This is a genomic window from Pseudomonas sp. LAIL14HWK12:I10, assembly GCF_900184205.1.
GTDB lineage: Bacteria > Pseudomonadota > Gammaproteobacteria > Pseudomonadales > Pseudomonadaceae > Aquipseudomonas > Aquipseudomonas kermanshahensis.
The window spans coordinates 1-12,571 of the sequence record NZ_FXWU01000018.1 but is presented as its reverse complement, the minus strand read 5'-3'; the positions used below and the strand labels follow the sequence as shown (position 1 = coordinate 12,571).

The 12,571-nt window shown below is 61.5% G+C and carries 11 protein-coding genes and 1 rRNA gene; 2 read left to right on the top strand and 10 right to left on the bottom strand.

Annotated elements, in window-relative coordinates; translation table 11 throughout:
- Positions 1-61 precede the first annotated feature (61 nt).
- Positions 62-544, top strand: coding sequence for a GspH/FimT family pseudopilin (locus tag QOS90_RS25720; RefSeq protein WP_085274285.1), 483 nt, complete (start codon positions 62-64; stop codon positions 542-544).
- On the opposite strand, the gene ispH is transcribed toward QOS90_RS25720, so the two are convergent.
- The 6 genes from ispH to murJ all read right to left on the bottom strand — a co-directional run bounded on the left by ispH (position 545) and on the right by murJ (position 7,880).
- Positions 545-1,492: a 4-hydroxy-3-methylbut-2-enyl diphosphate reductase gene (ispH, locus tag QOS90_RS25715; protein ID WP_085274284.1), complete on the bottom strand. Its 948-nt coding sequence runs from the start codon at positions 1,490-1,492 to the stop codon at positions 545-547.
- A gap of 14 nt (positions 1,493-1,506) precedes the next feature.
- The gene (gene fkpB / locus QOS90_RS25710) at positions 1,507-1,944 is read right to left on the bottom strand and encodes an FKBP-type peptidyl-prolyl cis-trans isomerase (RefSeq protein ID WP_085274283.1); all 438 of its coding nucleotides are present in this window, start codon (positions 1,942-1,944) and stop codon (positions 1,507-1,509) included.
- Positions 1,937-2,452: a signal peptidase II gene (lspA, locus tag QOS90_RS25705; protein WP_027594576.1), complete on the bottom strand. Its 516-nt coding sequence runs from the start codon at positions 2,450-2,452 to the stop codon at positions 1,937-1,939. Before lspA ends, fkpB begins: the two co-directional genes overlap by 8 nt.
- A complete protein-coding gene (ileS, locus tag QOS90_RS25700; protein ID WP_027594577.1) occupies positions 2,445-5,276 on the bottom strand; it encodes an isoleucine--tRNA ligase in 2,832 nt (943 codons plus the stop codon). The genes lspA and ileS overlap by 8 nt, the downstream gene beginning before the upstream one ends.
- The gene (gene ribF / locus QOS90_RS25695) at positions 5,273-6,223 is read right to left on the bottom strand and encodes a bifunctional riboflavin kinase/FAD synthetase (RefSeq protein ID WP_027594578.1); all 951 of its coding nucleotides are present in this window, start codon (positions 6,221-6,223) and stop codon (positions 5,273-5,275) included. Before ribF ends, ileS begins: the two co-directional genes overlap by 4 nt.
- A 118-nt stretch (positions 6,224-6,341) precedes the next feature.
- On the bottom strand, positions 6,342-7,880 hold the full coding sequence (gene murJ / locus QOS90_RS25690; protein ID WP_085274282.1) for a murein biosynthesis integral membrane protein MurJ: 1,539 nt from the start codon (positions 7,878-7,880) through the stop codon (positions 6,342-6,344).
- A gap of 249 nt (positions 7,881-8,129) precedes the next feature.
- On the opposite strand from murJ, the gene rpsT reads away from it, so the two are divergent.
- Positions 8,130-8,408: a 30S ribosomal protein S20 gene (rpsT, locus tag QOS90_RS25685; RefSeq protein ID WP_003247625.1), complete on the top strand. Its 279-nt coding sequence runs from the start codon at positions 8,130-8,132 to the stop codon at positions 8,406-8,408.
- 206 nt (positions 8,409-8,614) lie between these two features.
- Here the strand turns inward: rpsT and QOS90_RS25680 are convergent, their stop codons facing one another.
- From QOS90_RS25680 to rrf, 4 genes are all read right to left on the bottom strand, one after another.
- Complete coding sequence (locus tag QOS90_RS25680) at positions 8,615-10,915, bottom strand: PqiB family protein (protein ID WP_027594580.1); 2,301 nt, start codon at positions 10,913-10,915, stop codon at positions 8,615-8,617.
- Entirely contained in the window at positions 10,908-11,531 is a 624-nt protein-coding gene (locus QOS90_RS25675; protein ID WP_027594581.1) for a paraquat-inducible protein A, read from the bottom strand. Before QOS90_RS25675 ends, QOS90_RS25680 begins: the two co-directional genes overlap by 8 nt.
- Complete coding sequence (locus tag QOS90_RS25670) at positions 11,518-12,177, bottom strand: paraquat-inducible protein A (RefSeq protein WP_085274281.1); 660 nt, start codon at positions 12,175-12,177, stop codon at positions 11,518-11,520. Before QOS90_RS25670 ends, QOS90_RS25675 begins: the two co-directional genes overlap by 14 nt.
- Positions 12,178-12,340: 163 nt before the next feature.
- Positions 12,341-12,456, bottom strand: a 5S ribosomal RNA gene (gene rrf, locus QOS90_RS25665).
- Between the last annotated feature and the right edge of the window lie 115 nt (positions 12,457-12,571).

Genomic DNA, 12,571 nt, shown 5'->3' with positions numbered 1-12,571 from the left:
CTGGATCAATTGCCCTGCGACGTTGAAGCTGAAGCGAAGCACGTCCAGGGAGAAATGCACGGTGCGGCAACAGGGTGCAACACTGATACAAATGATGTTGGCGCTGGCCATGGCGGCCGTTCTGACACAGCTGGGGATGCCGGCCTACACCGGGCTTTCTGATGACTTACATAGCGCAGCCGCAGCGCGGGACCTGGCCCAGGCACTGCGCAGCGCGCGCAGCCACGCCTTGCTGCAAGGCCAGACAGTGCGGGTGCAGCCGATGGAAAGCGATTGGGGTAAGGGTTGGCGTGTGGTGCTAGAACACAATCAGCAGGTGCTGCGTGAACACCGCTTGTCGCGGCCGCTGAGAATTGCCCACAACACGCCGGGGCAGGTGAGGTTCAGTGCAGTAGGTGTTCCGCTGGGGCGTAGCAATTCAACACTGGAGATCTGCGAACGCGCCTCCCCCACCGGCCAGCATCACGTCGTGCTGTCGACCAGCGGCAGAATCAGCGTGCGCACAGGTGAGCCCGAGCGGGGCTCTCTGTGCGCACGCTCTTGATCAGATCAGCGAACGAACCCGCAGCTCTTTGGGCATCGAGAACGTGATGTTCTCTTCACGCCCATCGAGCTCTTCGGCGCCAGAAGCGCCCCACGCCTTGAGCTGCTCGATCACACCACGCACCAGCACCTCTGGGGCAGAAGCACCCGCCGTGATGCCGATGCGGGCGGCGTCGCCAAACCAGCTGCACTGCAGGTCCTCGGCACCATCGATCAGGTAGGCCGGGGTGCCCATGCGCTCGGCCAGCTCACGCAGGCGGTTGGAGTTGGAGCTGTTCGGGCTGCCGACCACCAGTACCACGTCACATTCGTCGGCCAGTTGCTTGACTGCATCCTGGCGGTTCTGGGTGGCGTAGCAGATGTCATCCTTGCGCGGGCCACCGATGTTCGGGAAGCGCGCACGCAGGGCATCGATGACACGGCTGGTGTCATCCATCGACAGCGTGGTCTGGGTCACGAAGGCCAGGTGGTCCGGGTCGCGCACCTGCAGCTTGGCAACATCCTCCTCGTCTTCGACGAGGTAGATGGCGCCGCCGTTGCTGGCGTCATACTGCCCCATGGTGCCTTCCACTTCCGGGTGCCCGGCGTGGCCGATGAGAATGCACTCACGGCCGTCGCGGCTGTACTTGGCCACCTCGATGTGCACCTTGGTGACCAGGGGGCACGTGGCATCGAACACCTTCAGGCCACGCCCGGCCGCTTCCTGGCGGACGGCCTGGGAAACGCCATGGGCGCTGAAGATGACGATGACGTCGTCAGGCACCTGCTCCAGCTCTTCGACGAAGATGGCACCGCGGTTGCGCAGGTCTTCGACCACGAACTTGTTGTGCACCACTTCGTGGCGTACGTAAATCGGCGGGCCGAAGACTTCCAGGGCACGGTTGACGATCTCGATCGCCCGGTCGACCCCCGCGCAAAAGCCGCGAGGGTTGGCGAGTTTGATTTGCATGCTCGGCTCCAGGCTTACAAGGCCTTCACATCGAGGATCTCCACCTCGAAGCTCAGGGTCTTGCCAGCCAGTGGGTGATTGAAGTCGATGGTCACCTGCGCGTCATCGAAGGCTTTGACCACGCCCGGCAGCTCGGCGTTGGCGGCGTCGTTGAAGATCACCAGCAGGCCTTCGGACAACTCCATGTCGGTGAACTGCGAGCGCGGCATCACTTGCACATTCTGCGGGTTCGGTTGGCCGAAGGCGTTCTCCGGGGCCACGGTGACGGTGCGCTTGTCGCCGGCCTTGAAGCCGAACAGCGCGGCTTCGAAACCGGGCAGCAGGTTGCCGTCACCTACCTTGAACATGGCGGGCGACTTGTCGAACGTGCTGTCGACCGTGTCGCCGTTTTCAAGGTGCAGGGCGAAGTGCAAGGTGACTTCGGTGTTCTGGCCAATACGGGTGTCAGTCATGGACAGGCTCCTCGGACTTCTTGCTCTTGAACATATCCAGCGCCAGCATCACCGCACCAACGGTGATGGCACTGTCGGCCAGGTTGAAGGCCGGGAAATAATGGCGGTTCTGCCAGTGCACCAGGATGAAGTCGACCACGTGGCCAAGCACGATGCGGTCATACAGGTTACCCAGCGCACCACCCAGCACCAATGCCAAGGCGACGGCCAGCCAGGTCTCGCTGCGCCCCAGGCGCTTGAGCCAGACCACCAGCACCGCACTGACCACCAGGGCGATCAGGGCGAACAGCCAACGCTGCCAGCCGGAGCTGTCGGCGAGGAAGCTGAACGCCGCGCCGGTGTTGTAGGCCAAGGTCCAGCTGAAGTAGTCAGGAATGACCACGATCTGCTGGTACAGGCTCAACTTGCCTTCGAAATAGACCTTGGTGACCTGGTCAAGGACCAGGACCACCAGGCTCAGCCAGAGCCAGGCAAGGCGCCCGAAGCGCCCCGCAACAGGGTTAGGCATAGTGGCGCACCTCGCCCGAACCGCTCAGGTTGTCGACGCAACGGCTGCAGATTTCCGGGTGCTCCGGGTGGCTGCCAACGTCGGCGCGGAAGTGCCAGCAGCGGCCGCACTTGGCGTGGCCGGACTTGACCACTTTCAGCTTGAGGCCTTCGACTTCGGTCGCCACGGCATCAGCTGGTGCCTGCACGAACGGCACCACGCTGGCAGCCGAGGTGATCAGCACGAAGCGCAGCTCGTCGCCCAGCTTGCTCAGGTCGGCGCTCAGGCCTTCTTCGGCGTACAGGGTAACTTCGGCTTGCAGGTTGCCACCAATGACCTTGGCGGTACGCTGGTTTTCCAGCTCCTTGTTGACCGATGCCTTGACCGCCATGACGCGGTCCCAATAGGCACGGTCAAGCTCGGTGCCTTCCGGCAGCTCGCTCAGGCCCTGGTACCAGCCGTTGAGCATCACCGACTCGTTGCGCTCGCCCGGCAGGTACTGCCAGATTTCGTCGGCGGTGAAGGCCAGGATCGGCGCGATCCAGCGCACCAGTGCTTCGCTGATGTGGTACAGCGCAGACTGGCACGAACGGCGCGCGACACTGTTGGCGCCGGTGGTGTACTGGCGGTCCTTGATGATGTCGAGGTAGAAGCCACCCAGCTCCTGCACGCAGAAGTTGTGGATCTTCGAGTAGACGTTCCAGAAGCGGTACTCGCTGTAGTGCTCTTCCAGCTCGCGCTGCAGCAGCAGCGTGCGGTCCACTGCCCAACGGTCCAGGGCCAGCATGTCCTCTGGGGCCAGCAGGTCGCGGGACGGGTCGAAGCCCGACAGGTTGGACAGCAGGAAGCGCGCGGTGTTGCGGATACGGCGGTAGGCGTCGGCGCTACGCTGCAGGATCTGCTCGGAAACCGCCATCTCACCGGAGTAGTCGGTGGCCGAAACCCACAGGCGCAGGATGTCGGCACCCAGGGTGTTGTTGACCTTTTCCGGCTCGATGGTGTTGCCCAGCGATTTGGACATCTTGCGGCCGTTCTCGTCCACGGTGAAGCCGTGGGTCAGCAACTCGCGGTACGGCGCGTGGTTGTCGATGGCGCAACCGGTCAGCAAGGACGAGTGGAACCAGCCGCGGTGCTGGTCGGAGCCTTCCAGGTACAGGTCGGCGACCGGGCCGGTAGCGTGGCCGATGTCGTGCGAGCCACGCAGCACGTGCCAGTGGGTGGTGCCGGAGTCGAACCACACGTCCAGGGTGTCGGTGATCTTGTCGTACTGGCCGGCTTCGTCACCGAGCAGTTCGGCGGCGTCCAGCTTGAACCAGGCCTCGATGCCTTCTTGCTCGACGCGCTTGGCCACGGCTTCCATCAGCTCGACGGTACGCGGGTGCAGCTCGCCGGTCTGCTTGTGCAGGAAGAACGGGATCGGCACACCCCAGTTGCGCTGACGCGAGATGCACCAGTCCGGGCGGTTGGCGATCATCGAGTGCAGGCGCGCCTGGCCCCAGGCCGGGACGAACTTGGTTTCTTCGATGGCCTTGAGCGCGCGCTCACGCAGCGGCTCGCCGGTGGTAGGCTGCTTGTCCATGCCGACGAACCACTGCGCGGTGGCGCGGTAGATCAGCGGGGTTTTGTGGCGCCAGCAGTGCATGTAGCTGTGGCTGATGGTTTCGGAGTGCATCAGCGCGCCGACTTCGCCCAGCTTCTCAACGATGGCCGGGTTGGCCTTCCAGATGAACTGGCCGCCAAAGAACTCCAGCGACTCGACATACACGCCGTTGCTTTGCACCGGCGTGAGGATGTCGTCGTTGACCATGCCATAGCGCTTGCAGGTGACGAAGTCGTCTTCACCGTAGGCAGGTGCGGAGTGGACCACACCAGTACCGGCGCCCAGCTCGACGTAGTCAGCCAGGTAGAGTGGCGACAGGCGGTCGTAGAACGGGTGGCGGAAGTTGATCAGCTCCAGGGCCGAGCCTTGGGCAGTCGCAACCACCGAGCCTTCCAGGTTGTAACGCTTGAGGCACGACTCGACCAGCTCTTCAGCCAGCACCAGCAGGCGCTCGCCGGTGTCGACCAGGGCGTACTTGAACTCCGGGTGGATGTTCAACGCCTGGTTGGCAGGGATGGTCCACGGGGTGGTGGTCCAGATCACGATGGCGGCAGGCTTGGCCAGCGAGGCCAGGCCAAAGGCGGCGGCCAGCTTGTCGGCGTCGGCGACCGGGAAGGCCACGTCGATGGTCTGCGACTTCTTGTCGGCGTATTCGACTTCGGCTTCGGCCAGTGCCGAACCGCAATCGAAGCACCAGTTCACAGGCTTGAGGCCCTTGAACACGAAACCTTGCTTGACCATCTCGGCCAGGGCACGGATTTCACCGGCCTCGTTGGCGAAGTTCATGGTCTTGTAAGGGTTGTCCCAGTCGCCCAGCACACCCAGGCGGATGAACTCGGTCTTCTGCCCTTCGATCTGCTCGGCGGCGTACTCGCGGCACAGCTCGCGGGTGCGGTCGGCGGACAAGTGCTTACCGTGGGTGACTTCGACCTTGTGTTCGATCGGCAGGCCATGGCAGTCCCAGCCCGGCACGTAGGGCGCGTCAAAGCCCGCCAGGGTCTTGGAACGGACGATCATGTCCTTGAGGATCTTGTTCAGCGCATGACCGATGTGGATCTTGCCGTTGGCATAGGGCGGGCCGTCGTGCAGGACGAACTTCGGACGATCCTTGCCAATTTCGCGCAGCTTCTGGTACAGGCCAATGCTGTCCCAGCGCTGCAGAATCTGCGGTTCGCGCTGAGGCAGGCCGGCCTTCATCGGGAAGGCGGTGTCCGGAAGGTTTAGCGTGGCTTTGTAGTCGGTCATTTCAGGCTCTTCGTTAGCGGTTGAGCGTGCCAATGTGCACGTGCGGCGGCGATGTCCGCGTCGATCGCCGACTTCAGCGCCTCAAGGGAGGCGAATCGCTGCTCTTCACGCAGCTTGTGGTGGAACTCCACCGTCAGACGCCGGCCATACAGGTCGCCGGCATAATCCAGAAGATGAATCTCCAGGTGCGGGCGCCCATCACCGGCAACGGTGGGGCGCACGCCGATATTGCCGACACCCGGCCAGGCCTTGCCGTCGATTTCGATGCTGGCCAGGTAAACCCCGGACAACGGCACGCGGCGGCGCTTGAGCTGGATGTTGGCGGTGGGCGTGCCAAGTTGGCGCGCGAGTTTTTGGCCGTGCAAGACCCGGCCAGTGATGCGGTACGGGCGGCCCAGCAGATGCTCGGCCAGTTCGAAGTCGCCTTCGGACAACGCCTTGCGCACTTCGGTGCTGCTGACCCGCAAACCATCTTGGATAACCGTGTTGGCGGCTTCGACGGTGAACCCGTACTTGTCGCCGGCCTCGACCAGGAAGGCAAAATCGCCTGCGCGGTCGCAGCCAAAGCGGAAGTCGTCGCCCACTTCGAGGTGCCGCACGCCCAGGCCGTCGACCAGGATGGCCTTGACAAACTCATCGGCGCTGAGCTTGCTCAGGCGCTGGTTGAATGCCAGGCACAGCACGCGGTCGATGCCTTCGGCGGCCAGCAGCTCGACCTTGTCGCGCAGCCGAGCCAGACGCGCCGGGGCGGTATCGGGGGCAAAGTATTCGCGCGGCTGTGGCTCGAAGATCACCACGCAGGTCGGCAGGCCAAGTGCTTGGCCGCGCTCGCGCAGACGCGCCAGGATTGCCTGGTGGCCGCGGTGAACCCCGTCGAAGTTGCCAATGGTGGCGACACAGCCCCGGTGCTCGGGGCGCAGGTTGTGAAGACCTCGAACCAGCTGCATAACGCGCTTCTTGCTCATAAAGTGGCCGATTATAACCACACCCGGGCGCCGGTGACAGGCAGCAGCGCCCAGGGGTGGCGTGGAATGCGAAAAACCGACGCCTGACGTGCGCTAGGCCTCAGTGCAGGGCCTTGCGGGCAAAATGCCGAGGCCGGAAGCCGCACAGGTACAGGCAGCCGAAATACGTCACGACGCCCGCCAGGATCAGCGCCCCGAGACGCACGAAGCGCTCGATCATGCCGCCCTGCTCCCAGGCCGGCATGACGTGCATGCCCACCAGCAAAACCGCCGACATCAATGTAACTGCCAATACCAGCTTGAACAGAAAGCGTGCCCAGCCCGCTTGCGGCTCGAACAGCCCTTGGCTGCGCAACTTCCAGAACAGCAGGCCAGCATTGAGGCAGGCACCCAGGCTGATCGCCAGGGCCAGGCCAGCATGCGCAAGCGGGCCGACCAGGACCAGGTTCAACAGCTGAGTACAGACCAGCGTGAACACCGCGATCTTCACGGGGGTCCGGATATTCTGCTGCGCATAGAAGCCTGGTGCCAGTACCTTGACCAGAATGATCGCCAACAGGCCCACAGAATAGGCCATCAACGCTCGCTGGGTCATGGCCGCATCGAACGCGCTGAACTTGCCGTACTGGAACAGCGCCACAGTCAGCGGCTCGGCGAGAATGGCCATGGCCAGTGTGCAAGGCAACACCAGCAGGAAGCACAGGCGCAGGCCCCAGTCGAGGATGCGCGAGTATTCTTCGCGGTCCTTGTTGGCGTAGGTCTTGGCCAACGTCGGCAGCAGGATGGTGCCCAGGGCCACGCCGAGCACGCCGGACGGCAGCTCCATCAGGCGATCGGCGTAATACATCCACGACACCGAGCCGGCCACCAGGAACGAGGCGAAAATGGTGTTGATGATCAGCGATATCTGGCTGACCGAAACGCCGAGGATTGCCGGCAGCATCTGCTTGAGCACGCGCCATACACCGGTGTCGCGCAGGTTCAGGCGTGGCAGTACGAGCATGCCGATCTTCTTCAGTGCCGGCAGCTGGTACAGCAGTTGCGCCAGGCCGCCGGCCAGTACACCCCAGGCCAACGCCATGATTGGCGGGTCGAAATACGGCGTGAGCACCACGGCGAAGAAGATCATCGCCACGTTCAGCAGGGTCGGGGTAAACGCCGGGACCGAGAATCGGTTCCAGGTATTGAGGATCGCCCCCGCCAGCGACGACAGCGAAATCAGCAATATATAAGGAAAGGTCACCCGCAACAGGTCGGTGGTAAGCGCGTATTTTTCGGCGCTGTCGACGAACCCAGGCGCTGTCGCCCACACCACCCAGGGCGCCGCGAGGATGCCAACGGCCGTGACCAGGGCCAGGACCAGGGTCAGCAGGCCGCTGACATAGGCAATAAAGGTACGGGTCGCTTCCTCGCCCTGCTGGGTCTTGTATTCGGCCAGAATCGGCACGAACGCTTGCGAAAACGCCCCCTCGGCAAAAATCCGCCGCAGCAGGTTGGGCAGCTTGAACGCGATGAAAAAGGCATCAGTGGCGATGCCGGCACCAAATACACGCGCCAGGATGGTGTCGCGTACAAAGCCCAACACCCTGGAAATCATGGTGATTGAGCTGACTGCGGCCAGGGATTTGAGCAGATTCATCGAAAAGATTCACGTCAGAGACAGAGGACGCTGCAGACAGCGTTCGAATGTGCGATACTCCCGCGCCTTCGCAGGGGAGCCAAAAATTCCCGAGTTTACAGGTCGCGCAGCAGAAAGGAATCTTTCCCTCTTGTTGGCGCACCGCTCGGCGGAACCTTGCAGGTGGCCTTGACATCCGTTCGACTGATCGGCATGATTCGCGGCCTATTTTGTTTGCTATTTACCTAAAGTCTTTCGAGGAGCTCGACGGTGGCCAACACACCTTCCGCCAAGAAACGTGCAAAACAGGCTGAGAAGCGTCGCAGCCACAACGCCAGCCTGCGTTCCATGGTCCGCACCTACATCAAGAATGTAGTTAAAGCCATCGACGCAAAAGACGCTGAAAAAGCGCAAGCCGCTTACGTTCTGGCTGTGCCTGTAATCGACCGTATGGCCGATAAAGGCATCATCCACAAGAACAAAGCTGCTCGCCACAAAGGCCGTCTGAATGGCCACATCAAGGCGCTGAAAGAAGCTGCAGCTGCCTAAGCGACATGCTTGTCAAAAAACCGACCCTAGGGTCGGTTTTTTGTTGCCTGCGATTTTTCATTGCACGGGCTTTGTGTAGGAGCAGCCCTGTGCTGCGAAGAGGCCGGTGTAAGCACCTGACATCAAGGGTGCCTGCACCGGCCTCTTCGCAGCACAGGGCTGCTCCTACACAAAGCTAGGGCCGCATTAGGCGGCCCTGGCATCCATCACTTGGCTATCTGGATCTTCGGCGCCCACTGCAGCCATTGATCCTCTGCCTTGTCGAACAGGGCAAAGGTTTGTTGCGGCCGCGCCGGGTTGCCCATCTGCTCACCATCCGGGGTGGCAAAGGCAATACCGCCATCGATCAGTGTCTCCAGCGACTCGGTACGCACCGTAGCGCCCTTCAACAGCCCCCAATCGAAGCCAAAGCCACTGCTGTTCCAGAAGCGGCTGCCGCTGCGCACCAATGCGGCATAGCGCGGCTCGATAAGGATATGGATCAGCACGCGGTCGGCGCTCTGGCCCAGCTCGAAGCCTGTCACCTTGCCGACTGCAACTTCACGGTAGGTCACCGGCACACCCGGCTTGATCGAGCCACGCCGCGGTGCACTTAGCGTCAACGGCAAGCCCACCTCAGGGCCAGCCACCTCTGGGGCATCTGCCAGGGCAATGAAATCACGCTGCGTGCCTCTGTCTTTGGCCGCCGGCTGCACTTCCAGGTATTGCCCACCAATTAAGGTGTCGAGGTTTTCAGTGCGCACCAGGCCCAACGCAGGCTTGACCACCCAGAACTGGGTGCCGACCCGGGCAATACGCTCCGCCGCTTCAGTAATGCGTGCCCGCAACAGCACCGCCTGCAAGTCTGCGGTCAGGTCGACGCTTTCGATACTGCCAACGTCCAGGCCACGGAAGCGGATCGGCGTGCCTGGCTTCAAGCCATCGGCACGGTCGACACGAATGGTGATCAAGGTACCCGCACGATTGACCGCCTCCTCGCTGTCATGCAGGCGGAAGCGTGGAATATGACGCTTGAGCGCCACATCAGGCCTTGGCGTGTCGAAGGCGATACCGCCCGCCATCAGCGTTTGCAGTGATTCACTTTTGATCTTGATGCCCGACAACCCACCGGTCAGGGTAATACCACTGACATTCCAGAAGCGCGACGAGCCGTTGACCAGCTTCTCGTACTCCTTCTCGATGTGCACACCGATCAGGATGCGGTTGCTGTTGCGGGCGAACTGGTAGCTCTGCACGCTACCCACTTTCACCTGGCGATACATCACCGGGCTACCGACTTCCAACGACCCCAGGGTATCGGCGAACAGCACCATGTGCAGGCCCGGTGCCTTGAGGTCCAGCGGCGGCGCCTTGGGCCGAGCTTCGAACTCACGCAGCGGCTTGGCGCCCTTCTCGCCGGGGCGAATGGCAATGTAGTTACCTTTTACCAAAGCCTCCAGGCCTGTGATGCCCGCCAGCGAGATGGACGGTTTGACCACCCAGAACTGTGTCCCTTCGACCAGGTAGTCCTCGGTCAGCGGGTCGAGGGTGAGCTCGGCCATGGCGCTGCCGAGGTTATCCTCCATCTTCAGCGCTTTCAGCGAGCCGACCTGTATGCCTTTGTACATCACCGGCGTGCGGCCAGCCTGCAGGCCTTCGTAGTCACTCAGCTTGACCTTGATGCGGATGCCGGCCTGGGCAGCATCAAAGTCTTCGTACAGGCGGAACGGCAGGCTGGGGTCGGTTGGCGGGCTGTCCTTGCGGTATTCCGGTGTCGCAAAGGCAATACCGCCGGCGACGATGCTCGAGAGCGACTCGCTGCGCACCTTCACGCCCGACAGGCTGGCATCGATACTGATGCCGCTGGCATTCCAGAAACGCGTGTGTTTGCGCACCAGGCTGGCGTAGGCGGGCTGGATGAATACCTTGACCTCGACCGTATCCTGATCATCGGAAAGCCGGTAGCTCTTCACCCGGCCGACCTGAATCTGCTTGTAGAAAACCGGGCTGTCGCGGTTGAGCGACCCCAATCGATCGGCCTTGAGCGTCAGGTGCAAGCCGGGCTCACTGTCGGACAAGGGCGGCGCCGTGGACAAGGCGGTAAAGCGCTTGGCCTTCTCCCCTTCGCCAGGGCTGACGGCGATGTAGTTACCCGAGACCAAGGTTTCCAGGCCGGAAATACCCGCCAGGCTGACGCTTGGCTTGACCAGCCAGAAGCGCGTACCGGTTGTCAGGTGTGGTTCTGCCGCCTTGTTCATCTCAATGGTGGCGATCACCCCTTGGTTGTCGCCCTTGGCGTCCAGCACCAGGGACGTCACCTTACCGACCGGCATGCCCTTGTAGATAACTTCGGTCTTGTTGGCGACGATCCCTTCACCGGTGGTGAAACGAACTTCGATTTCTACACCCGCATCCCGATACGCCTGCCATGCCAACCAGCCGCCGATCATCAACGCAATCAGCGGCAGAATCCAGATGGCCGACCAGTTCGAGGCTGGGCGGGTTTTTGCCGTAGGCAGGTCACTCATGGTCGTCATCCGACTCCGTGTTATCCCAAATCAGTCGGGGATCGAAAGTTAAAGCAGCGAGCATCGTCAGGATCACCACAGTGGCAAAGGCGACAGCACCCAGGTTGGCTTCGACACTGGCTATTCGGCCGAAATTCACTACCGCCACCAGAATGGCGATGACGAAAATATCGAGCATGGACCAGCGTCCGATGAATTCGATGAAGCGGTACATCAGGATCCGCTGGCGCGCAGAAAGCGGCTGTCGGCGTTGAACGGAGTACAACAGTAAGCCGATGCCCACCAGCTTGAAGGTGGGCACCAGGATGCTGGCAATGAAGACCACCGCCGCAATGGGCACCATACCGTGCTTGAGCAGGGTAATGACGCCCGACATGATGGTATCGGGGCTGCCCTGGCCGAGCGTGCTGACGGTCATGATCGGCAACAGATTGGCAGGGATGTACAGAATGGAAGCCGCAATCAACAGCGCCCAGGTACGCACGATGCTGTTGGGTCGACGGCCATGCACGATGGCGCCACAGCGCGTGCATGCCTGCGAGGCGCTGTCGGCCTCCTGCCTGTTCAGTTCGTGACACTCATTGCAGACAAGGATGCCTGCATCAATCGCCCGCATGGAGATCCTCCCCGGAAAGCGCACTCCAGATCTGATGCGGTGACATCACCACTTCAAGCCACACCTGAATCAATAACAAACTGATGAAGCAGAATAGGCCCAACCCGATGGTCAACTCGGCCAGGTCTACCAGTTTGACGATCGCAACCAGCACGCCCATGAAGTAGACCTCGAGCATGCCCCAGTCGCGCAGATGGTGATAGATGCGATAGCACAACAGGCCATAGCTGCGCCCTACATCCAGGCGAATACTTAGCAGCACTGCCAGCTGGCACAGCAGCTTTGCCAAGGGAATGGCCATGCTGCACAGGAAAACCACGACGGCCACGCCACGCATTTCGGAGTTGTAGAGGCCTAAGACGCCACTCCACACCGTATCGTCGGACGTCTGGCCAAGCAGGTGCAGCTGCATGATCGGCAGAAAATTAGCCGGCACGAACAGCAAGAGGGCGGTGAGCACGAGGGCTAGGCTACGGTTGACCACGTTATGCCGGTGGGCGTAAAGCTCATAGCCGCAGCGCGGGCATTGGGCCTTTTGGTCATGCTGCAGCACGGGTTTGCGCATCAACAGGTCGCATTCGTGGCAAGCAACGAGTTCGTCCAGCGGCAATTGGGCCAGTGCTTCGGGTTCGACAGGGTTGGGCATATCGAGCTTCTGAATGGATGCGTGGGCTCTATTCTAGTGATCTGGCTCAAAATGTGGGAGGCGACTATTGACCGGTGTGCAACTGCAGGTTCCCGCCGGTGCTGAAGCCCGGAAAAGACAAAACCCCTACCTGCTCGCGCAGATAGGGGTTTTGCGAAATGAATCTTGACGATGACCTACTCTCACATGGGGAAACCCCACACTACCATCGGCGATGCATCGTTTCACTACTGAGTTCGGGATGGGATCAGGTGGTTCCAATGCTCTATGGTCGTCAAGAAATTCTGTAGCCAGAATGCCCAGATGGACAGCCCAGCGAATTCGGATATGCGATTTTGTGGTTACGAACTTTCGGTTCTTTCGTCTTCACCACCGCAATCTGCGTTAGCAAATT

What these genes read in the sequence shown, in the direction of transcription:
- ispH (WP_085274284.1), bottom strand. Translation starts at nt 1,492, where the DNA reads ATGCAAATCAAACTCGCCAACCCTCGCGGCTTTTGCGCGGGGGTCGAC.
- fkpB (WP_085274283.1), bottom strand. Translation starts at nt 1,944, where the DNA reads ATGACTGACACCCGTATTGGCCAGAACACCGAAGTCACCTTGCACTTC.
- lspA (WP_027594576.1), bottom strand. Translation starts at nt 2,452, where the DNA reads ATGCCTAACCCTGTTGCGGGGCGCTTCGGGCGCCTTGCCTGGCTCTGG.
- ileS (WP_027594577.1), bottom strand. Translation starts at nt 5,276, where the DNA reads ATGACCGACTACAAAGCCACGCTAAACCTTCCGGACACCGCCTTCCCG.
- ribF (WP_027594578.1), bottom strand. Translation starts at nt 6,223, where the DNA reads ATGCAGCTGGTTCGAGGTCTTCACAACCTGCGCCCCGAGCACCGGGGC.
- murJ (WP_085274282.1), bottom strand. Translation starts at nt 7,880, where the DNA reads ATGAATCTGCTCAAATCCCTGGCCGCAGTCAGCTCAATCACCATGATT.
- QOS90_RS25680 (WP_027594580.1), bottom strand. Translation starts at nt 10,915, where the DNA reads ATGAGTGACCTGCCTACGGCAAAAACCCGCCCAGCCTCGAACTGGTCG.
- QOS90_RS25675 (WP_027594581.1), bottom strand. Translation starts at nt 11,531, where the DNA reads ATGCGGGCGATTGATGCAGGCATCCTTGTCTGCAATGAGTGTCACGAA.
- QOS90_RS25670 (WP_085274281.1), bottom strand. Translation starts at nt 12,177, where the DNA reads ATGCCCAACCCTGTCGAACCCGAAGCACTGGCCCAATTGCCGCTGGAC.